We start from the raw sequence: 19,393 nt of genomic DNA on the forward strand, positions 1-19,393 counted from the left end.
CCGCCTAAACTCAACCTAATGAAATCCAGGGCGGCACGCCCCTTGATAAGCCAATAAATGGGAGGCTCTATGAAAGCAAACTTGAAAGACCATATCACTCGACAACTTGTAACCATCGATAAAAATGCAACCGCCGAAGAGGCCTACAAACTTATGACCAGCAATTGGGTTCGCCACCTACCCGTTGCCGATAAGGAAAACAACTACATTGTTGGCATGCTCTCGGATCGAGATCTGCTCAGAGCTCCGACTAATAAAAAGCCGGTCTACGAGTTGATGACTAGCCCAGTTCGAACTTTTGACATTCACACGAGTGTTAAAAAAGTGGTCCAAACAATGATTGAAGATAAAATATCTGCATTTTTGATCACTAAAAACGACGATGTCGTGGGAATCGTAACGACCGAAGATATGCTACTGCTTTTAGCACAGTTTTTAACCGAAGAAGAAAGCTCTCGCTGGATTATTGGAGAGTTTTTAGCCAACCCCGCGCTTCAGGCCGGAGCCAACATGGTATCCCAAGCTGGAATCTAAGGACTCCTTAATTTTTGACAAAAAATAAAGACTTTAATTACGCATTTTTACAGAGCTAACTTTAAAGGTTGGCTCTGTGTTTTTATGCGATTATATCTTCGACATCTTTAAAGGAGATTTTTATGAAAAAATTCTTATCATTGCTAATGGTTCTAGGCTTTGCTTTTTCGGCCAACGCAAACTTGAGCTCTGAAGGCCTTCCAGACTCTTTGAAAACTACGATGAAAGCGATGGGCACTCGCATGAAAGCCGTAGCTGCTCAAATGAACAATCCAGCCCAAAACGAAAATTCAGCACTTGTCCTTGAAGAAGTATCGACTTTAGCTTTGCACGCAAAAACATTTATTCCTGCCGTCATCGAAGAGATGGCTGATGAGCAAAAAGCAAATGCAACAATAGAATACAACCAACAGCTAGACAATGTCGCCAACTTAGCACTTCAAGCATCTGCTGCGTTTCGCGCTAATGACAATGCAACAGCTGTCGCAATCATGAGTCAATTGAATCAAGCCAAACGTGATGGCCACGATCAATTTGATCCTTAGTACTTATTCCAATCGGATCGCTCTTTGGATGAATTCATGAGTTCAAAAAGAAAAAAGCCAAGCTAAATACTTGGCTTTTTTCAGGTCTTAGACTTTTAAGCAACTTCTCGACTACTCGGAGTATCCAACAGTCAGTATTAGAACTTCATTGGACTTCAGATCAAAAACTACTAAAACATTGTGGGATGCGCTAAACTCTTCTTCATACGATGAACCCCAGAATACTTTGATTTCAGATCGACCTAAAATTACAGAATTCAACGGCTGGATAAGCTGACCAACACCCGAAATATCTTCCTGGACATAGCGATCACCCGTCATTAAAAACTTGGCTACATCATACGCTAGGTGCTCTTTATTCGATGCAGTCACTACAACCTCGCTCAACTCGGCTGAAGTTAAAGTCTCGGCATATTTTTTAAAATCTTTGATATTCTTCAAGTTGCGAATGTCGTAAGCGCTCGCATAGACATCGGTCGCCTTGATTTGGGCAGCTTCGTAACCCTTCGCCAATTGAATCAACTGATACGATTTTAAACTGCTTACCTCTTTACTTGGTAAAGCTGCATTAGCTGAAGAAATGAACAATAAAATAGCGACAACCTTTTTAAACATTTTAGTCTCCTTTTGTTTATTTTTGGATGTGCGCTTATTTACCATAATCGATGAATATTCATAATACGCTCTATGCATATTGATATTCACACCCTAAACGACGATAGGTTCGCTTTGAGGGCTCACGCCTCTATAATTTTTCCACCTTCCACCTGAAATAAAAACCAAAGCAGCTTATCCCCAAAGATCAAAAATCAGTATCTCGGAATCTGCCGCCAGTCCCGTTATTTTTAGACGCTCTTCTTTTTCAACGACGATAGCGTCACCTTTTTTTAAGGTCTCGCCCTGCGCCTTGATTTCGCCTCGCGCGACTTGCAGCCAAACGCCATGCCCTTCCGCAATCGGCACCTCAATTTGCTTTTGCTCTTCAAGGACAGCGGCATAAAGTTTAGCATTTGCGTGAATTTGCAAAGCCGCCCCATCTTCCTCGGGGTTCGGGGTCGCGATCAGCTTAAGTTGATTGATTTTAGATTCCCGCGGAAATGCCTGCTGAACATAACCCGGCTCCAAACCACCTTCTTTGGGCATAATCCAAATCTGCAGCAATTCGAGCTCATCCAACTTCGAGGGATTATATTCAGAATGGCGAATACCTCGTCCCGCATGCATAACCTGAACATCTCCGGCAACTGTCTGAGCCTTATTACCCAGACTATCCTGATGTTCAACGGCACCGTTTAAGACATAAGTGATAATTTCCATATCCTTATGGCCATGCAAAGGAAAACCAGAGTTCTTTTCTATAAAGTCATGATTGATAACTCGAAGATCCTTATAACCCATGAAACGAGGATCATAGTACTCGCCAAACGAAAATGTATGAAAACTTTTAAGCCATCCGGCTTCAACATAACCACGTTCTTCAGATCTTCTTATGTATTTCATATTTACCTCTTGAGAAGATAATACAAAATAAGATGATCTAAAAAAATTATAATTTTTTGATAGATTTAATCTAACTTTTAGATCATTATATTTTTATGACGATCGAGCAGCTTTTGACACTTAAACAAATTCAGCAGACTGGCAGCTTTCGAGCCGCTTCTCAGTCCATGAATAAAGCGCAAAGTGCGGTCAGTTATGCGATACGTTCCCTAGAAAGCGAAATTGGCTTTTCACTGTTTACCCGAGATAAATATCGCCCCGAATTAACCCCTCAGGGCCGTGCCTTCTTGAAAAAAGCCGATGAGCTTATGGCTCAACTAGATGACTTAAAAACAACAGCAGATTTTTTACAGAGAGGTCATGAACCCCAAATCCGCCTAGCGGTAAGTGCCCTCTTCCCCCTCCCCCTTCTGACAGAATGTTTGAAGAGTTTCCAACAGAAATATCCACTGACGGAAATTAGAATTCTTCATGACGTTCTAAGCGCGGATGAGCAGCTCCTTGATGGCCAGGCCGATCTGGCTTTCGGGGAGCTGCTCAACGAAACCCAACTTCTGCGCACCAAAGAAATCACTCGTGTAACCTTAAGGCCCGTTTGCACACCAAACTTTCTGAAGCAGCAACTAAAGGGCAAAAAGATTAAAGCCGAGTTGATCTATCCCCTGCCGCAAATTGTTTTAGCCTCGACAGGAAAAGACCGCTCTAGGAGTGCCGCAATATTTAGTTCAAATCAAATGGTCGTCGACGACCTTGAAAGCAAGAAGCAATTCCTATTAGCAGGGCTTGGCTGGGGATTTATGCCCGAATTCATGATCCGAAATGAACTCAAAAATAAAAGCTTAGTTTTCACGCATTCTGAAGAAATCAAGATTTCTTTAAGCATGGCGCACCCCAAAAAAAGCGAATTGGGACCCTGCGCTCAGCATATTTGGCGACATTTCAACAACAGTCTTTAGGAATTGATGACAGCACCCCACGATCTTGCTTAACTTATCCATGGTCCGATTCGAATCAAAAATTTAAGGAGAGAACATGCAGCAGTATCACGATTTGCTTCAACACGTTCTAAAAAATGGGACAAAAAAGATGGATCGCACAGGTACCGGCACAGTCAGTGTTTTCGGATATCAAATGCGCTTCAATCTTCAAGAAGGCTTTCCTCTGTTGACGACAAAAAAACTCCATACGCGTTCTATTTTTCACGAGCTTCTTTGGTTTTTGATGGGTGATACGAACATTAAGTACCTTCAGGATAACAAGGTCACCATTTGGGATGAATGGGCTGACGAGAATGGCAATCTTGGCCCTGTCTACGGAAAACAATGGCGGGCTTGGGAAACAGCAGATGGTCGGAAGATTGATCAAATTACTAATGTCATCGAGCAAATCAAAAAAAATCCGGACTCCAGAAGACATCTGGTCATCGCATTTAACCCGGGCGACGTCGATCGAATGGCTTTGCCTCCTTGCCATGCCTTTTTCCAGTTTTATGTCGCTGACGGAAAACTATCTTGCCAGCTTTATCAACGAAGCGCCGATATTTTCTTAGGTGTTCCGTTTAACATTGCCTCTTATGCATTGCTTGTTCATATGATTGCTCAAGTATGCAACCTCGAAGTAGGGGACTTTGTTCACACACTTGGCGATGCACATATCTATCTTAATCATATGGAACAAGTGCAAACCCAACTTCAAAGAGACTTCCGCCCATTGCCTCAACTGAAGCTCAACCCAGCTGTAAAAAATATTTTTGATTTTAAATACGAAGATATTGAAATCGTTGGCTACGATCCTCATCCAGCAATCAAAGCTCCGGTGGCGGTATAGATATGATAGTAAGTCAGATTGCCGCATGCTCGAAGAACAGAGTCATTGGCATCAATGGCGATCTTCCGTGGAATCTTCCCGAGGACATGAAGTTCTTTAAAGACACCACCAAAGGACACATCATCATTATGGGTAGAAAGACCTTCGATTCATTTCAAGGTCGCATCTTGCCAAAGCGTTTGCACATTGTGATCTCTAGAAACCCACAGGCCATTGCCGAATCGGAAATGGTGATTGCAGCTGCCGACCTCACATCAGCTTTAAAAAAAGCCCAAGAACATATTCCGTCTTGGCCAGAAGAAGTCTTCGTCATTGGCGGAGGCGAGATCTATAAGCAGGCAATGCCCTACACTGACAAAATTTACCTTACAGAAATTGGTCACTCTATTGAAGGAGATACCTACTTCCCAGAAATCAATCTTCAAGAGTTTGCTCTGTCTGAAAGTTCGCCAAGAACCGAACCTTTTCCCTTTGCATTTAATCTCTATAAAAGAATTCGACAAGCTACATAAAATTACAAACTGCTAGATGATTTGAATTGAGACTTTGGACAATCCCCCTAAGGCTTTCCCTATTTATTCCGTAAAATAGAAGGTGGGAGGCCCGATGAATGCCAAAAGATATGCAACAGAAGAGTACGCCAAAATCGAAATCTACGGCTACCCCACTGTCATGACTGCGCAAATGAAAAACCTTTCTTTGACGGGGGCATTTTTTGAAATTTCGAATGCCGACTTTATTCCAAAACGTGGCGAACTCGTTAATGTCACCGTGAAACTGAACACTTTATCTAAAGAGCGTAAGGTCGAAGCCCGAGTCATCTGGACTAAAGGCCTGGGAATGGGTGTCTGCTTCCTACCTAAATAAGCTCCTGTGATTGTTTGATGGACCTTGGTTGTGCTATCGTTTTAAGCATCAACCCAAGGAGGGGTCCATGAACCGCACTATCCGTTGTGCATCGAAGTGCATGATGCAACTTGCTGCTTTGCTTTTAATTCCATTCATATCCAACGCCATTCCAACAAAAGACTCACAGATCTACTGGATGAAAATTCGCGCCAAAGATAAATTTGAAAGGTCAGTCGTTGCAGCAAAAGGTCTAAGTATCGAAGCAACGCGAGAGGATTTTGTAACTGCGACCGGAAATATCGACGAACTACAAGCGATGCAAAAACTGGGTTGGGTTGAAGTCAGCTTTCCTTTGACCGAGCAAATGGACTTTCCCGCGAAAGATGCAATTTATCACAACTATGCAGAGATGACCCAAAAACTTCAAAAACTGGCATCTGAAAATCCAAGTTTTACTAGCCTCACTTCGATTGGCAAATCGACAGAAGGTCGCGATATCTTCCTTTTCCGCATCATGGGTGATATTAAAAATGCCAGTCTCTATCCTGCCATTTCGATCATGGGTGGACACCATGCTCGCGAACACCTCTCTGTAGAGCTGCCTCTTAATTACATTGAGTACTTTATAACTGAATATAAAAATGGAAATCCACGTATTGTTAGACTTATCAACTCGCGCGATATTCATTTTATTCCAACCGTCAACCCTGATGGCATGGAGTACGATGTTGAGGGTGGTAAATACAAAATGTGGAGAAAGAATCGCGCTCGCAATGGTGGAAATTCGTTCGGCGTCGACCTTAACAGAAACTATGGATACATGTGGGGCACCGGAGGCTCAAGCAAAAGCCCTGACTCGGACACTTACATGGGTAAAGCTCCATTTTCTGAGCCAGAAACTCAAGCGATTAAAAAATACATCGAAGCCAACACGAACATTACCATCAACCTTAGCTTCCATACGTTTTCCGAGCTGATTCTGTATCCTTGGGGACACAAATACGAAGGCATCCAGAACACGACAGACAAACAAGTCCACGAAACAATGGCTCGCACAATGTCCCAATGGAATGGATACACCCCTCAACAGTCTTCAGAGCTTTACATTGCATCCGGAGATACAACTGATTGGACCTATGGTGAACACAAAATCATCTCTTTCACTTTTGAATTAGACCCCAAAAATCAATGGAGTGGTGGCTTCTATCCAGGCTCGACAGTGATCCAACCTGTGACTGATAAGAACTTAGAACCGGTGCTTTATCTTACTGAGTACGCCGACAACCCTTACCGCGTACTGGATAAATCTGGCCCCATCTGGAGACCTTAAATCCTATTCAAAAGAACCCCTCTGACCGAGGGGTTTTTTGTGTCAAAATGAGACAAGTCTAACCAAATAAGTCACCGTCCAAAATTAAGACACCTAAAATCCATGATATTGGTAGACGAAGCTGGCCTTGGTTTCGCATAGTGATTGACCTTAGATCCCCGTTTATTGGGATCACATGGAGCGATCAACATGAAGAGCCTTTTTAATTTTTCAGTTCTACGCACTTCAGTACTTCTGTTAGCTATGGCATTCACCCAGATGGCCTGGGCCGCCCCATCGGAACTTCAACAATGCATCAACGCCAGCAAAAAATTTAAATACATTTCGGAAATCGATGAGGCGCGCTTAAAATGTGCAAGCAAGCATCCAGTGAAGAATGCAGAATCCTGCTTTGCTTTAAGTAATCTTTTTCAAGCTCAAGACACTGCAGACAATTTTAGATGGAGCTGCCTTCAAGACTTTAACAAAAGTATTACAACTAAGCTCTGCGAAAAAATTGCAGATAAAATAGGCAATCCATCCCTGCAAGCTCGGGCTTGGTACTACTGCCTTGAAGAGATAAAGGCCTCTCCAATTAAGAGTGAATGTCTAAGTCTTGCCAAAAAACTATATCCGGCAGATACCGCAGAGATCCTTAAAGAGTTTTGCCAATCCGAGGTAAACTAAGTTCCTCGTTGTTCTTAACTGTTCCTTAACCGAATCGGATCAAAAAATCACTCTTTCGCCTAGTCTAGTTCATTACAGACTTGCATAACTTCCTCAAGTTTCTTACATTTTGCGAGGGAGATTTGCATAAAATGTTACAACAGAACCAAAAGACCAAAAAAACCAAAATTGTCCTTAAGACGCCAACTCAGGAAAGATCTCGTCAAACAGTAACGACGATCCTCGACGCTTGTTCTCGTCTTCTACTAACAGAAGGTTTCTACAACATCACGACTGACAAAATTGCTAAAGAGGCAGGAGTCAGCATTGGGTCTTTGTACCAATTCTTTGGAAACAAAGAATCTGTTGTGTTGGCTGTTATTAAGCAGATGCACGAACAAGACCGCCAACTTGCTGCTGACAGAATGCCTTCAATCTTGGGGCTAAGTCCTGATCAACGAGTTCGCGCGATGATCCGCCTTGGCTTCGATGTACTAAAAGCAAATGCAGAATTGCGCTCGAAACTATTAACAGTTCAATATTACCTTGCAGATTCGAATTACCTTCGCGAGCAAACTCAGTATTTTGAAGATATGGCTAAATCAGCTCTTCCAGCCCTTCCCGGCAGAAATGCTGAAAAGATCTCGTTCGTCTTCATCAATACATTTATCGGTATGATGAACAGTTTTGCAATCAATCACCCCGAGTTTGACAAGGATGAGGCGCTACTTAATGAAATTGAGACACTGTTTTTAAAGTATCTCGATGTAACTCCTTAAAAAATGCACACACCTACGACACTTTTAGCCCTGTTTCTACAGGGCTTTTTTATTTTTATTAAATAGAATAATATGTAGATATGTCAGAAAAGCTGGGCATCAAAGTTACCATAAAGCCGATATTCGAGGACAACTTCCTCTTTTTTATTCACAACGATTCTTCGTGCTGGGTTGTTGATCCCGGCGAAGCCACCACTGTTGAATACTTTCTGCGTGAAAGATCACTAAAACTAGAAGGGATTCTAGTCACTCATGAACATGACGACCATATAGGTGGGGTAGAGCGCTTACTAAAAAATCATCCTGGAATCCAAGTTATTGGAGGACCGCAGAATGTTAAAAAATTCTACTCACAAATAGTTAGTCCGAACGACCCTTTCTCTCTTCTTTCAAGTGAAGTGGAAGTCTTGAACCTTCAAGGTCATACGTCCGAACAAATTGGATTTTACTTCCGCAAGCAGGAATGGCTCTTTTCAGGAGACGCCCTTTTTCACTTGGGGTGTGGAAGAATTTTCAAGGGCACCTACGAGGAATCTTTTTCTAGTCTTCAAAGAATTTCAAAACTTCCAGATCACACCTCGATTTTTTGCTCGCACGACTACACTTTTGCAAATTCACTTTTCTTTCAATCGCTCCATCCAGAGAAAAATTTAAACGAATACGAAAATGCAAAAAAAATTCCACTCTTACTAGGTATAGAAAAAGAGTGGAATCCATTTTTAAAATCCAAAGATCTGGCCGAATTCACCGACCTTCGCAAAAAAAGAAATCTTTTTTAATTAACAACTTTTTCAAGTACCTCGTCATAAAAAGCACGGACCTTAGAGTCATCCACCGAGCCATTATAGATGAACGTAAATGTCACAACCTGACCATCTGCACGTCCAGCATAACCGGCCAAGGTCACAACCCCCGTCAAGAAACCTGTTTTAGCTCGAACCCAGCGTTCGGCGACTCCATTCTTCATTCGTCGCTTCAAAGTTCCATCGACGCCCGCTATTGGCAAGCTTGTTAAAAACTCGGGCTGCACTCGAAAATCGTTCCGAAGATGCTTAAGAACCATCCACACGGCATTTGCTGACATCTTATTGTCACGAGTTAAGCCTGATGGGTTGTATAATTCATATTCAGTTGAAGGGACTTTTAGGTCCCTCATATGCTGGTTAATTAAAGTCATACCGTCAGCCAGCGTTGCGGGATTCTTTCCCGCAAATGAAGCCATTAGCTTGGTCAGCATTTCGGCTACGTAGTTGTTTGAAAACTTATTCATATCAGCCACCATTTGCTCAATGGATTTGCTTTCTGATTCAGCCAACTGAACTGCTTTATCTGGCGTCTTGCCACTGCGAATCTTGCCTTTAATTTCGACTCCTCGTTGCTTTAAAAAAGATTTTAAATTTGAGCCAGCCCATAAATCGGGACTTGTAATATTCTTAAAAACTGCAATTTCGGGACTATTAACCCCTAATTTTCCGCCCACAGAAATTAAATCGCCCTCTTTCAAATCTTTGCGATCCGCTATCAAATTATTACCGGCTCCAGCTGAAGTCGTCGCTTTATTGGTTAACTGAATATAATCGTTTTCAGGATCTATAAATACCTCCGCCTTAGCTCCAACGGAATCCCCCGGGCGAACAAAAATATTTACAGAGTTCCAATTAAATGACATCGCACCAACAGGCGCATCGTAAGCACGATCTACACGCTCTTTTTGGCGACTTTCGTCGTATCTGCGATTATCAAATAATGAATCATCAACAACAAGATCCCCCTCGATCACGCGAACACCAGAGCGCAAAAAGGCGTTAACCAAAAACCACATATTTTCAGATACGAAAGAGGGATCACCTCCGCCTTTTAAGTAGAGATTTCCTTTTAGAGTGCTACCCTTTATGTTGCCGTCACCAAACAATTTCGTTTTTATCTTTGTTCCTGGAGGTACATTTTCCAAAAAGCTTGAAGCCGTCACAACCTTTGTAATGGAGGCGGGAATCATTTTTTGACTCGGACTTACCTCGACTAAAGTCTTTTGATCTTCCCCTTCACCGATGGTCGCTTTAACCCCTAAATCTGAAAGTTTAATCTTGTACTTAGCCGCCACTTCTTCAAAGGATTTTTGATTGAACCCACTGGAAGCCGACAAAGCCACAGAGAACTGAACTGATAAAATAATCGACGTCAAAACGATAAACTTATTCATAATACATCCTTGATATTCCATGAAATGCTATCGACTAAAGGCATGGCAAGCAAGTGCAAGTTGCCCAGCACCCGACATGAAAGTTAGCATTAGGAATATGAAAAAGCGCGAATGGTTTTTAGTTGTCCTTCCTTTGATTTTTGTTTGGCTATCTGATTTTATCACCAAAGAGTGGGCGATGACATTAACTGGAGTGCGCTCGTTTGGATACCTACACTTTATGCTTCATCATAACCACGGAGCGATGTTGGGCTTGTTCTCGGACTTACCGGCAGTACTTCGGGTTGTTTCTTTATCCACCGGCGGCGCTTTTCTATTATGCACCTACGCTATTATACAATATCTTTTGCCAATTAAATCACTGACTCTACGTGCGGGCCTAAGCACCCTGATTGGTGGAATTATTGGAAACGTCACTGACAGAATCATCCACGGATATGTTGTCGACTTTATAGTCGTGGGAACTCCCCAGCTGTCTTCCCCTGCCTTCAATATTGCAGATGCCCTTCAGTGGGTGGGCTATCTTATGATCGTATGGGCTGTGATTCGCGAAGGGGAATTGCTATGGCCAGAAAACAATGTTCGCAAGCAATATTGGGTCAATTATCGTTTTCAAATTAAATATAGCTTGTTTTTAATGGGAGTGGGCCTATCCCTTACAACAATCAGTTTGGTATTTTCCTACACCTATATGAGAGTCACAATTGCAGAACTTATTGGAAACAATCCACAGATGCTCAATAAGTTTTTAGGCCCGTATATAATCACCTTCGTGATTATCTGCCTTGCTTTCTGCGCGATTCTATTTGCTGTCGGACGCTTAATTTCCCACCGCATTGCCGGTCCACTTTATGCATTTGAAAGATTTCTGGACGAAGCCCTGCAAGGCAATGCAAAAGGGCTGAAGCTTCGCGCCGGAGACGAATTTAAACATTTAGAAGAGCTTGCTGAAGAAGTCCAAAAACGTCTTGCCGAGATTAAAGCTCAACGAACTGTTCAGGTTGTAGAATATAAGGATGAAGACGGAAACTAACTTAAAGCCACGACAACATCTGAAATTTTTGAAATATAAAATCTTTTATCAGCCTGATCCTTCAAACAATGCGCTAAAAGATAATCGCCATCGGGATTTCTAACCACACCGATGGGCCGCACTAGACGAATCTCAGTTCGCCCACCACCGCCTTTTTGATAAACCATCTCGACATTTCTGCGGGTGTAGATAGCCTCGCAAAGATTTTTGAAACGTCGATCCGGATGACCAAATACTGAATAAAGCTGCCAATGCAAAGGCTTGCCCATACTTTCAAGAGCTTTTTGCAGAGTATACTCTGGTCCCATTTTCTTCATGATCTCGAATAGTACAAAAAGACAAGACTTCGCATCGTCAAAGGCTCTATGAGCCGCTCCACCATCTAACTTGAAGTGCTTGACCAAAGTCTGAAGTCGTACATTTTCCGTTCCAGTAATCCAGCGCTGGGCTAGTAGTGACGTGCACAATACGGGCTCTGTAGGTAATGGCAAATGGGCTCGTTCAAACTCGACCGCCATAAAACCCATATCAAAAGGAGCATGATGGGCAACAGCGACAGCATCTTTAAAAAACTCGTGAATCTCTTTTATATGGGCACCAATTAATGGACTTTCTGCCACCATCTCGTTGGTAATACCGTGAATACTCATATTGAAGTCACTCATCGGCTCTCGAGGTTTAAACAAAAACTGCAAGCGTCCAACCTCTTGGCCCCCTCGCCACTTTACCGCTCCGAACTCGACAATATCAGATCCCACAGGATAGGCTCCGGAGGTCTCCAGATCAAAGGCTAAAAAAGTGTATTCAGAAATCGGTTTATTCAGATCGATATTTGTCATTGAGTTTGCTCTTTGCTTCAGTCAAACTATTATAGTTATCCAACATGGGAAGGTCCATGCGAAAATTACTTAGCAAAGCCCTCGGACTGGCTTTTATTCTTTTATCGGTCACAAGCCAAGCGCAAACTGGTGCAGGCACGGCTCCAACATTCAGAATGTCTGGCGATGCCACTTTGATGACTAACTACATCCAGCGCGGGCTCACGCACACAAAGAAGGATCCAGCACTCTTAGCTTCGTTTTGGTTTAATTTTGGGTCGCAGTTTAGAATCGGCACTTCGGGGTCCAATGTGAGCTATCTTAACGAAGATGCACACTTCAACCTTAAAGTTTTATCTGATATTAAAATCACTTTCTCTCCGAATGCCAACCTGACCCTTAAATATACGATGGATAAATATTTCAAGTCTTCCGCCCGGAACGGGGATATTTTCGGCTTCACGTTAGATACATTTGGTTTCCGAACCTCTTACGAAAAATTCAGCAACTGGGAAGGCACCGCCAGCGGAGGCACCTGGTATGGCTTCGGAACGGACTTCAATGCTTTCGGGGATTGGAAGCTTGATACGACCGTAGGATATACTCAAACTAAATCCACAGCTGTTGGGGATTACTTTGATATGGCGGTGGCATTAAAAAATAAAGGGCCTCAAATCACTTGGTCTGCTGGAGTCACTGGAACATCAACTAAGGTTGGCGAGCGCAGTGGCTACTTTCTTATTCTAGCAGCCAAGGCTGAATTCTAATCATTCACTTTTAAAAGAAAGAGGCCCTTACAAGGCCTCATCTGCTGGATTCGCTAAGTTCGGGTCATAACCTTCTTTAACAGGAGGTTCCGCCTCTTGCTTCTTCGGCTTTGCGCCAATACTTTCTAAAAACTCTTGCTTCTCTTTAGCGCGCTCTTGCTGGCGACGATTCACATCTTTTACAAGATCATTATAGGCTTTCATGTCAACTTTCGATGGCCCCAACATTGTTTCAAGCTTTCTTCTGGGCTTACCATCTGAATCCAATGGATTCATCTTTACTCGAATTGAAATCATCCCAACAAGTTTAGCGGGATCCACTTCGCCTTTTTTCTCTTTGACATTCGTTGTGCCTTTTACAGACACGCTGTTATTTTCTAGAGAGGCCAAAACTTTATTGCGAACAATATCCAATCGCTCTGAGGCGACCCTTAATGCGGTCTCTGGATTCTGATCCGGCACGGCCTGAACGAACATTCTTGAATCAATTTCGATTGTCGCATCTTTAAGACCGCTGACGACACTTCGAACCTTACCCATAATCACCACAAACTTTGCAGTAGGCACTGAGGTGCCACGCTCGAAAAGCTCGACATCAGGAAGATCAAACTGAAATCCGTCTTCATGAACGATCGTATTTTTGGCGATTTCTCCTAATTGTTCGGCCATATAAGACGCAACAACTTTTGCACTTCCCATATCTAGCAAATTAGGAGTTTTATCTGCAGGCTCCATGAAACTTTGAAATGCTTTTAATGGCTCGTTAACCAAATCAAGAAAGAGTTTTTCAAGAGTGATTTCTGCGCCGTAGTTCTGAAAGTTATATTCAATCACAGAAGGAGTCGAGAAATAGTCCGATACGGCTTTCTTTGTTGAATCCGATTGACCCAATAGCCACATAACCAGGAAGAAGGCCATCATCGCAGTCATAAAGTCAGCAAACGCCACTTTCCAAGCACCACCATGGTGCCCTCCACCGACCACATTGATCTTTTTGATAACTATCATCGGTTTCTTTTCTGCCATAACTCCACTCCGTGTTCGGCTCTGCAAAGTTTTTCCCTACAGAGCCTGATCCTATTTTACTAGGCGGCTTTCTTAGCCTCTTTAGTCGCTTTATCCATTTCTTCAAACGTAGGTCTTTCCTCTGGAGTGATCGAACGACGCGCGTACTCGACACAAACCAGTGGCGGGGCTCCACGTTGAAGGGCAATCATCGCCTGACGAATGCACTCTAAATAACGGCCTTCAGCATCTAAATCCGAAGCCACTTTTCCTGCCGTAGGACCAATCAATCCATAAGCAAGGAAAACCCCTAACATCGTACCAACCAGAGCGGCACCGATTAGTTTACCGATGACCTCAACCCCTTCGGTCAAGTGACCCATCGTTTTTACGATACCCAAAACCGCGGCAACGATACCAAGTCCCGGAACCCCTTCACCCATATTCTGAATGGCGTGCTGAGCCGCATGCTCTTCAGCATGAATTGCTTTAATATCGTTACCTAGCAGATCATCTACGTCATACGGAGAAAGTTCTGCTGATAAGGTGATCTTCATCGTGTCGCAAAGAAAGTGAACCGCGTGGTGATTCTTCATAAAGCTGGGATAAGCTTTGAAGATGTCAGAGGCTTCAGGCTTTTCAATATGTTTTTCAATTCCTTGAGGTCCTTCTTTTCTGAAGACCTGAAAGAGCTGAAACAGCAGCTGCAGAAGTTCTGTGTAATCTTGCTTTGAAGGCCCCTTGGCTGTCAGAGCATGAATTCCAAGTTTGAAGCTCATTTTTATCGTCTTCATTGGGTTACCAATGATGAAGGCTCCAAACGCGGCTCCCATGATGATCATCAACTCAATTGGAGCTGCCTTCACAATGACCATGATATGACCACCAGCAATAATGAAGGCGCCAAAAACCATGACAAATACGACTATAATACCTACAAATCCCATGTGTAGTACCTCTTCAGTTTTTATATCGGCTTGAAACACTGAACTATTAAGTGGTTGCCATTGAATCTAGTCTGTCGTCGGGGTAGAATAGACCTATTATGACATCCACTTTTTTCGGTTCAAAACTCATAGGTGCTATTGTTGGACTCTCGGTATTTTGTAGCTTGGCATGGTCTCAGGTCCAAACCGAGCAGTTTGACGAAAACAACCCCCTAACGATCACTGCCAGCTTCAGTACAAATGTCTGGAATGTTGGGCAATCCGGCGAATTGAAACTAGACCTTCGACTTCCGCCGGGGTATCGCGCCTACGAGGATCAGTTCAAATTAGTTATTTTTGAACCAGATGGATTTAAGTCTGGGGATCTAAAGATTTCGCCAATCAGCGAATGGGATGATAAATTTTTAAAGAAACGAAAAAAGGGAATCATTGGCTCGGCGACGGCCAAAGTTCTTATCGAGGCCCCTCACCGATTTAACAAAAACTACACCCGCTTCAAAGCCGAGCTAACTTACCAAGCTTGCTCGGATCAATTTTGCCTATTTCCAACCACTAAAACTTTTGAAATTCCAATTCAACTTATCGGAGTTGAAAATACGGCCTCTTTAAATGTCCTAAAAGAGTCGGACCCACAAAAACCCTTAGCAAACAAACCTAGCTTTTTAAGCTCTGAAAGCTTTCAAGATTGGTTAAGCCTTGGAATCCTGCCAAGTTTACTGTTTGTATTTCTAGCTGGTGTGCTTACTAGTTTTACTCCATGTATCTTCCCAATGATCCCAATAACCTTGGCGGTTCTGGGTCATCATGCTGAAAAAAGAACCCGCCTTCAAAATTTCTTCTATAGCCTGACTTATGTTCTTGGCATTGCCACAACCTATTCGCTGTTCGGTGTGTTGGCTGCTTTGGGTGGAGGTGTCTTCGGCGCAAGTTTAGGAAATCCTTTCGTCCTTGCTGGTATCTGCTTACTGCTTTTCGCTATGGCTCTTTCAATGTATGGTCTTTTTGAAATTCAGATGCCTGCTTTTATTCGAAATAAAATTGGATCAAAGAAAACTAAAGCAAATCCCATTGGCGCTTATCTTACAGGATTATTTGCCGGCATTGTTGCCAGTCCTTGCGTTGGCCCAGTGTTAGTTGCAATTTTGACCTATGTGTCGGTCACAAAGAATGCCTTTTTAGGATTTATTCTTTTGTTCACTTACGCTTTAGGATTAGGACTGATTTTTTTGGTGCTGGGAGTTTACAGCGAGCTTGCCAAGAAGCTTCCTCGCTCCGGTCCTTGGATGGATCTATTTAAGTTCAGCTTAGGATCACTGATGCTAGGAGCTTTTTACTACTACCTTGGACTTCTTATTCCAAGCCGCTGGCATGACATAGCACTGGGGTTAGGTTTAGTAATAGTCGCAAGCGCATTTGGCGCATTCATGTCTTCAAAAAACACTCTTCACCATATTCGCAAAGGCATGATGCAAGCGATACTTTTTGTTGGCTTTGCATATTTAACTATAGGCGTCCTAAATCTTCGGCCCTATATCTACAGTCAATTAGTTGGAAGTGCATCGATCAATCAGAAATCAAAAATCGAATGGAAAGCCTACAGCGAAGTTGAATTTCAAAAAGCCGTAGAGATTGGAAAACCCATAGTCATAGATTTTTGGGCCGAGTGGTGTGCCGCCTGCCATGAAATGGAAGAGAAAACCTTCACAGATCCTGTGATTGAATCACTGGCAAGTAATTTTACTTTTTTAAAATTCGACGCCACAAAAGACAGCCCCGAACTTCAGGCATTAAAAAAGAAATACGGAATTCAAGGCCTACCAACGATTCTGTTCTTTGATAAGTCTGGAATCTGGCAGTCTCGCCTGACGCTGACTCAATTTGAAGAGCCAAGAGATTTCTCTTTGAGACTTCAAGAGGCAATAAAATAAAAGAAGGCCTTCGCTAAAAGCCTTCTTTTATTTAAAACTGCAACTAATACTTAGACATTCTGTTTACTATTCGCTTCTGACAGTTCATCGACTGATGATTGAGGCTCATGCCCTGCCTCTAATTGTCCAGACATCTCGCCGCCGTTTACGACCACTCTTAATTCGTTAGTTGCATGGTTCATGACTCGCGCCTGCGAACGGATCTCTTCGGCGGTCGAAGCGATCTCTTCAGATGAGGCCGCATTCGACTGCACAGATTGATCAAGTTGATTCATCGCTTTCGAAATCTGCCCAATTCCATGGGACTGTTCTTCGCTAGCTGCAGCGATTTCATTATTTAAATCTGCAACTTTTTTAACGGAATTGACTATGGTTTTTAGCACCTCGCCTGATTTATCTGCGCGCTGAGTTCCTTTTTCAATTCGCTCTACGGACTCGCGAATCAGTGAGGTGATATCTTTGGCTGCCGATGCTGACCTTTGCGCCAAAGTTCGAACTGCATCCGCAACAACAGCAAAACCTTTACCGTGCTCTCCAGCTCGGGCCGCCTCTACGGAAGCATTTAAAGCCAACAGATTGGTTTGAAAGGCAATATCGTCAATAACATTAATGATCTCTTCAATTTTTTTGGATGATTGCGAGATCTCGTGCATTGCCGAAACTAGCTCTTGCATTTCTTTTTCACCGTGAACGGCAGACTCTGTCGATGTTGCTGATAAAGCGGCCGCTTGCTTCGCATTATCCGAGTTCATTTTAACCATAGAAGTCAGCTCTTCTAAAGAGGCCACGGTCTCTTCTAGCGAAGCAGCGGAAGAACTAGAAGACTGAGACAACGATAAACCCGCAATTGAAAGCTGCTCGATAGCCTGGGTCACTGTATCCGAAGAGCCACCCAATTCGTGAGAAATCTGAGTAAGGATTTTACTAATAGACTGACCAATCAAGAAGACCGTCACCACCATTGCCAAAAGCCCTACCACTGAAGAAACTACCATGATCATAAGTAGCTGGGTTACGGCTGACAAAACTTCTCTCGCCGGTGTCTTTAAGACCAAGGACCATACCTGCCCAGTGTCGCCAACGACAATCGGAACCGTGTTCACAAAATACTCGGTCCCGTCAGGGTCTTTACCAAGATTTTCGAAGGATTCCCCTTTCTTTACCGATTCAAGGATTTCCGAATTAAAGAGCGAGAAGCTAGCTTCCTTCGTTAAAAGATCAGTCTGTGGGTGAGAAACAAACTTTCCATCGGAAGACAACAAGTACGCCGTACTTCCTGGATAAGGTTTTAAATCACTCACGATCTTTTGCATTGCACTTAATGCGACATCGACCCCAACGACCCCGATGATTTCGCCTTTTTTGCGAACAGGAATTACAAACGATGTCATCATCGTTGGAACATTGTCCACTTTATCGATATAAGGCTCTATAATCGTGGCTTTACCACGCTCCATTGGAAGCTTGTAGTACGCAGCTTCATCAAGTGCGCCATCTCCGTCCGTTGTTAGCTGCGCATATTTAATTTCACTTCCAGCACGAGCATACCAAGGAATAAATCGGCCCGAATCATTATGGAATTCATTCTTTTTCAAGAACTCGGCGTCCCTGCCATCAAAGGCATTGACCTTGCTTCCGACCCAGACACCAATGAGGTTCTTATTGGCTTCAATAAGGGCACGGATTGTATGAATGATACGTGTCCGATCGGTTTCCCCATGAGCCAATTCTTCATCAATCTGCACTTTCAAACCGTTAGCTACATAAAGTGGGGATTCTAATGCCCGACGAACCTCGCCGGCGGCGCTTTTAACCTCGCGATCCAAACGCTGCTTCGCTTCGCCGGTCACTAACTCTTTGGCTCGAAGAGCAGAAAAGAATGTCATCGCAGAAAAAATAAGAACGGCCAAAGCCACAATTGGCAACAACAACCGCATACGTAAAGAAAGCCGTGAAAAACCTAACATAGGATCTCCTTAACATTGAAAATTCCAAACACTTCAATATTAAGGCATCAAATCACACATAATTATTTAAACTGCGGTAATGTACTGTCTAGTCCAGTCCAGCCTCAACCAAACAGATTGAGGTTTTCTCATTTTACCCAATCTGTTTTAAATTGAGATTAAAGACGTTTTAAGCGGGCAATTTCCATTTTTGTTTCATTCAATGCTTGTTGAGCCGCTGCAGCTTGCGCCTCTTTTTCAGAAAGCAATTTTTGCAAATGAGTCATACGCACTTCAAAACTGCGGACCACGTTATTATGACGATCCAACATTTCTTGAACCTTCAATTCAAGGGCCTTCTTTTCTTGCATGCGAAGATTGAGCTGCGCAATTTTTTGACCAGACTCTTGAGCCAATCCATTGTGGTTTTGCTCGAGACGAGTCATTTGCTGCTGGAAGCGTTCCATACGCATTGTCGTATTTTTAAGCTGTTCATTGACGTTCGCCGCCATTTTATTGACCTGTTCAACGATGTGTTGAATCTGGGTACGAAGATCCATCATCTGGCGATCCATCGATAGCCAATCCGCCCCCTGAGTAGCATAGGCCCCTGCGGGTTGATTCTGGGTCGTTTTTTGAGTCACTTTACGTTCGCCGAACAAATCTGGATTCAATTCCTTTTGCATTTCCCACTCCAAGCTGATCATTCACGATGTCAATTCCATAACTAGGATAATTTC

General features: G+C 43.1%; 21 protein-coding genes. 13 read left to right on the top strand and 8 right to left on the bottom strand.

Features of this window, described 5'->3' with window-relative positions:
• Positions 1–69: 69 nt before the first annotated feature.
• Entirely contained in the window at positions 70–534 is a 465-nt protein-coding gene (locus AC04MN_RS02590; RefSeq protein WP_475381623.1) for a CBS domain-containing protein, read from the top strand.
• Between the two features lie 122 nt (positions 535–656).
• Positions 657–1,079: a cytochrome b562 gene (locus tag AC04MN_RS02595; RefSeq protein WP_475381624.1), complete on the top strand. Its 423-nt coding sequence runs from the start codon at positions 657–659 to the stop codon at positions 1,077–1,079.
• 111 nt (positions 1,080–1,190) lie between these two features.
• On the opposite strand, the gene AC04MN_RS02600 is transcribed toward AC04MN_RS02595, so the two are convergent.
• Complete coding sequence (locus AC04MN_RS02600; protein WP_475381625.1) at positions 1,191–1,694, bottom strand: hypothetical protein; 504 nt, start codon at positions 1,692–1,694, stop codon at positions 1,191–1,193.
• A gap of 174 nt (positions 1,695–1,868) precedes the next feature.
• Entirely contained in the window at positions 1,869–2,579 is a 711-nt protein-coding gene (locus tag AC04MN_RS02605) for a pirin family protein (RefSeq protein WP_475381626.1), read from the bottom strand.
• Between the two features lie 95 nt (positions 2,580–2,674).
• Between AC04MN_RS02605 and AC04MN_RS02610 the strand changes: the two genes are divergently transcribed.
• The 8 genes from AC04MN_RS02610 (at position 2,675) to gloB (ending at position 8,788) form a co-directional block, all read left to right on the top strand.
• Positions 2,675–3,535, top strand: a complete 861-nt coding sequence (locus AC04MN_RS02610; protein ID WP_475381627.1) for a LysR family transcriptional regulator — start codon at positions 2,675–2,677, stop codon at positions 3,533–3,535.
• 76 nt (positions 3,536–3,611) lie between these two features.
• A complete protein-coding gene (locus AC04MN_RS02615; protein ID WP_475381628.1) occupies positions 3,612–4,406 on the top strand; it encodes a thymidylate synthase in 795 nt (264 codons plus the stop codon).
• A 2-nt stretch (positions 4,407–4,408) separates the two neighbouring features.
• Entirely contained in the window at positions 4,409–4,918 is a 510-nt protein-coding gene (locus AC04MN_RS02620; RefSeq protein WP_475381629.1) for a dihydrofolate reductase, read from the top strand.
• A 94-nt stretch (positions 4,919–5,012) separates the two neighbouring features.
• Positions 5,013–5,273, top strand: coding sequence for a PilZ domain-containing protein (locus AC04MN_RS02625; RefSeq protein ID WP_475381630.1), 261 nt, complete (start codon positions 5,013–5,015; stop codon positions 5,271–5,273).
• A gap of 67 nt (positions 5,274–5,340) precedes the next feature.
• Positions 5,341–6,585: a M14 family metallopeptidase gene (locus tag AC04MN_RS02630; RefSeq protein ID WP_475381631.1), complete on the top strand. Its 1,245-nt coding sequence runs from the start codon at positions 5,341–5,343 to the stop codon at positions 6,583–6,585.
• A gap of 189 nt (positions 6,586–6,774) precedes the next feature.
• Positions 6,775–7,251 carry a hypothetical protein gene (locus AC04MN_RS02635; RefSeq protein WP_475381632.1) on the top strand — a complete coding sequence of 159 codons (477 nt, stop codon included), beginning with the start codon at positions 6,775–6,777 and terminating at the stop codon, positions 7,249–7,251.
• 131 nt (positions 7,252–7,382) lie between these two features.
• Complete coding sequence (locus tag AC04MN_RS02640) at positions 7,383–8,009, top strand: TetR/AcrR family transcriptional regulator (RefSeq protein ID WP_475381633.1); 627 nt, start codon at positions 7,383–7,385, stop codon at positions 8,007–8,009.
• Between the two features lie 80 nt (positions 8,010–8,089).
• Positions 8,090–8,788, top strand: a complete 699-nt coding sequence (gloB, locus tag AC04MN_RS02645) for a hydroxyacylglutathione hydrolase (RefSeq protein WP_475381634.1) — start codon at positions 8,090–8,092, stop codon at positions 8,786–8,788.
• Here gloB and dacB read toward each other — a convergent pair.
• Entirely contained in the window at positions 8,785–10,209 is a 1,425-nt protein-coding gene (dacB, locus tag AC04MN_RS02650) for a D-alanyl-D-alanine carboxypeptidase/D-alanyl-D-alanine endopeptidase (RefSeq protein ID WP_475381635.1), read from the bottom strand. The genes gloB and dacB overlap by 4 nt on opposite strands.
• 97 nt (positions 10,210–10,306) lie before the next feature.
• On the opposite strand from dacB, the gene AC04MN_RS02655 reads away from it, so the two are divergent.
• The gene (locus tag AC04MN_RS02655) at positions 10,307–11,242 is read left to right on the top strand and encodes a signal peptidase II (protein ID WP_475381636.1); all 936 of its coding nucleotides are present in this window, start codon (positions 10,307–10,309) and stop codon (positions 11,240–11,242) included.
• Here AC04MN_RS02655 and AC04MN_RS02660 read toward each other — a convergent pair.
• On the bottom strand, positions 11,239–12,081 hold the full coding sequence (locus AC04MN_RS02660; protein WP_475381637.1) for a 3'-5' exonuclease: 843 nt from the start codon (positions 12,079–12,081) through the stop codon (positions 11,239–11,241). The genes AC04MN_RS02655 and AC04MN_RS02660 overlap by 4 nt on opposite strands.
• A 56-nt stretch (positions 12,082–12,137) precedes the next feature.
• Between AC04MN_RS02660 and AC04MN_RS02665 the strand changes: the two genes are divergently transcribed.
• Complete coding sequence (locus AC04MN_RS02665) at positions 12,138–12,827, top strand: TorF family putative porin (RefSeq protein WP_475381638.1); 690 nt, start codon at positions 12,138–12,140, stop codon at positions 12,825–12,827.
• Between the two features lie 27 nt (positions 12,828–12,854).
• Here the strand turns inward: AC04MN_RS02665 and AC04MN_RS02670 are convergent, their stop codons facing one another.
• Together AC04MN_RS02670 and motA are read right to left on the bottom strand one after the other, a co-directional pair.
• Complete coding sequence (locus AC04MN_RS02670; RefSeq protein ID WP_475381639.1) at positions 12,855–13,853, bottom strand: flagellar motor protein MotB; 999 nt, start codon at positions 13,851–13,853, stop codon at positions 12,855–12,857.
• Positions 13,854–13,912: 59 nt separating this feature from the next.
• On the bottom strand, positions 13,913–14,818 hold the full coding sequence (gene motA, locus AC04MN_RS02675) for a flagellar motor stator protein MotA (protein ID WP_475381640.1): 906 nt from the start codon (positions 14,816–14,818) through the stop codon (positions 13,913–13,915).
• 59 nt (positions 14,819–14,877) lie between these two features.
• Between motA and AC04MN_RS02680 the strand changes: the two genes are divergently transcribed.
• On the top strand, positions 14,878–16,707 hold the full coding sequence (locus AC04MN_RS02680; RefSeq protein ID WP_475381641.1) for a protein-disulfide reductase DsbD family protein: 1,830 nt from the start codon (positions 14,878–14,880) through the stop codon (positions 16,705–16,707).
• A gap of 50 nt (positions 16,708–16,757) precedes the next feature.
• Here the strand turns inward: AC04MN_RS02680 and AC04MN_RS02685 are convergent, their stop codons facing one another.
• Together AC04MN_RS02685 and AC04MN_RS02690 are read right to left on the bottom strand one after the other, a co-directional pair.
• Positions 16,758–18,674, bottom strand: a complete 1,917-nt coding sequence (locus AC04MN_RS02685) for a methyl-accepting chemotaxis protein (RefSeq protein ID WP_475381642.1) — start codon at positions 18,672–18,674, stop codon at positions 16,758–16,760.
• 158 nt (positions 18,675–18,832) lie between these two features.
• Positions 18,833–19,339 (bottom strand): hypothetical protein, encoded by a 507-nt coding sequence (locus AC04MN_RS02690; protein WP_475381643.1) that lies wholly within the window; start codon positions 19,337–19,339, stop codon positions 18,833–18,835.
• Between the last annotated feature and the right edge of the window lie 54 nt (positions 19,340–19,393).

Source organism: Bdellovibrio sp. ZFWA1 (genome assembly GCF_056175665.1).